Source organism: Bacillus sp. JJ1474 (genome assembly GCF_036965225.1).
Lineage (GTDB): Bacteria > Bacillota > Bacilli > Bacillales > Cytobacillaceae > Cytobacillus.
The window spans coordinates 1-2,231 of the sequence record NZ_JBALPC010000332.1; the positions used below are offsets into that span (position 1 = coordinate 1).

Here is a 2,231-nt window from a genome sequence, read left to right on the forward strand (position 1 = left end):
GTATGGCGGATAATATGGATATGGATACCAGTAAACATATCTATAAGGACCATATAATGTACTAACCAATAGACCGCCCAATACTCCACCCAGTAATCCTGCTAGAAAGGGGTTTCCAAGATAGGGTCTCCAAAAAAATGGAGGTCTCCAGAAAATAGGAGGTCTCCAAAAAAAAGGTCTTAGAAAAGGCGGTCTAATGAAAATTGGTCTCCTTATAATTCGTTCATCTGTATTTGTTATATCTATTTGTTGTGGCATAACCTGTACTTCTGAATTCATAAAAACAGTCCTCATTTCTTTTTGCTATTAAGAATATGCGTTTACCTATCCCGTTTCTTGTGCTTATATCATTGTTTTAAATAATTCCAACCATTAATGTCAAGCCAAGTTTTCAATAAAACAAAGGACCACACGTTACTTTTATTGAGGTATTTGGAAACCCTTCAATATCAAAAAAGAGAAAAACATGGGTACCAATTGTTTTCGTTAATCCCAGGGTTATATGTTATAAACTTGTTACTATTTGCACATTTTAAAAGGTAAAAGAGGGTGCTTATTTTGGGATGGATTTTTGGACTTTATTTATTAAATACTGTTTTTATGATAATTATGGCGATTCGAGAGGTACGGCGACCAGCAGTGGCTTTAAATTGGATAACCATTAGTTTTATATTCCCTGTAATTGGATTTGGGCTTTATTTAATTTCATCAAATCCCATACGTATGAAGCGCCGTAAAAAGCCGACTTCTACTTCTAACGAATCAGACACGCTGCCTGATTCCCTTGGCGGTTCAGCTCAGGTGATCGCACAAGCATTGAAACATTTGACCGTGGATGGATTGAGGACTGGTCATGTACAGGTGCTCATAAATGGGATTAAAACCTATGATATACTAATGGAATCTATACAGAACGCCAAAAAAACGATTGACCTGGAATATTACATATATAAAGACGACCAAATTGGAAGGCGTATTACGGACTTACTGATTGAACGGTCATTGGACGGTGTGAATATCCGTTTTATAAGAGACGGTTGGGGGAGCAGAAAATTATCTAAAACTCAGATTTTTCGGATGATGGATGCAGGAATAGAATGTCGGAATATTTTTCCTTTACGTCCCCCTTGGATTTTTTCAACTTTGAATAACCGGGATCATTGTAAAATTGTTCTAATCGACGGTAGGGAAGCTTTTACCGGTGGGATTAATATTGGGGATGAATATACCGGATTAAAGCCAAATGTAGGACACTGGCGTGACACTCATGTAAGAGTAGTGGGTGAAGCTTCATCTGATTTGAAAATGATCTTCGAAGACCATTGGAATATTGCTTCACCAGAACAAATAAATACAAAATCTAGAATGAAAACAAAAACTGGAAAAGATGGTTCCCCCACCACTCCTACAACCAGCTTATCAAACCCATTTACCATGTTGACAGAATGGAGCACCGAGTTGGGGACTATTGAAGAAACAAACGCGAATGAAGTTCCGACCAATGGGACGCACCAAGCCTATGTACAGACAGTGGAAGGCAATCCTGGTATTCCTACGCCAGTTATTAGGCAGGCTTACTTTATCGGGATAACACAAGCCACAAAGACTGTTGATATCACCACACCCTACTTTGTACCAGATCAAGATATTATTATGGGACTTAAGACAGCAGTTGAACGTGGAGTACGTGTAAGACTGCTGGTTCCTCGTCGAGGGGATCAAAAAATCGTAGAACATGCAAGTTTTACTTATTACGGAGAGTTGTTGGAAGCAGGGGTTCATATCTACCTATATAACAAAGGCATGCTGCACGCGAAGTCGATGGTTATCGATGGGGAAGTAGCGGAAGTAGGAGCAGCAAACTATGATATGAGAAGTTTTCGCTTAAATTACGAAGTTTGTGAATTTTTTTACAGTAAAGACGTGGCAAAAGACCTTACAGACCAATTTGAGCGGGACCTACATGATTCTGTCTCTTTACAAATGGAGGATATATGTCAGCGCTCTCCTTTACAGAGGTTAATGCAGCAGGGTGCCCGTCTCCTTTTTCCGTTGTTGTAGCCATTAACATAGTATCAAATTTGGGAATACAGAATTGGAAGAGAGATTACTGGTTAATTTTTAAGTTGTTATATAATAATTGTGAAAGGTTTCACTTAAACTAACGGGTGCGTTTCTGTAATAAGCAGGAACGCTTTCTTTTTCACTAAATGGGCAGTTGTGCGGCCGAG

The 2,231-nt window shown here is 38.9% G+C and carries 2 protein-coding genes; one reads left to right on the forward strand and one right to left on the reverse strand.

Annotated elements, in window-relative coordinates; translation table 11 throughout:
- Positions 1–279: hypothetical protein (locus tag V7164_RS25450; protein ID WP_335355627.1), on the reverse strand; the 279-nt coding region annotated here is incomplete at its 3' end.
- Positions 280–558: 279 nt separating this feature from the next.
- On the opposite strand from V7164_RS25450, the gene V7164_RS25455 reads away from it, so the two are divergent.
- The gene (locus tag V7164_RS25455; RefSeq protein ID WP_335348076.1) at positions 559–2,061 is read left to right on the forward strand and encodes a phospholipase D-like domain-containing protein; all 1,503 of its coding nucleotides are present in this window, start codon (positions 559–561) and stop codon (positions 2,059–2,061) included.
- Positions 2,062–2,231 lie beyond the last annotated feature (170 nt).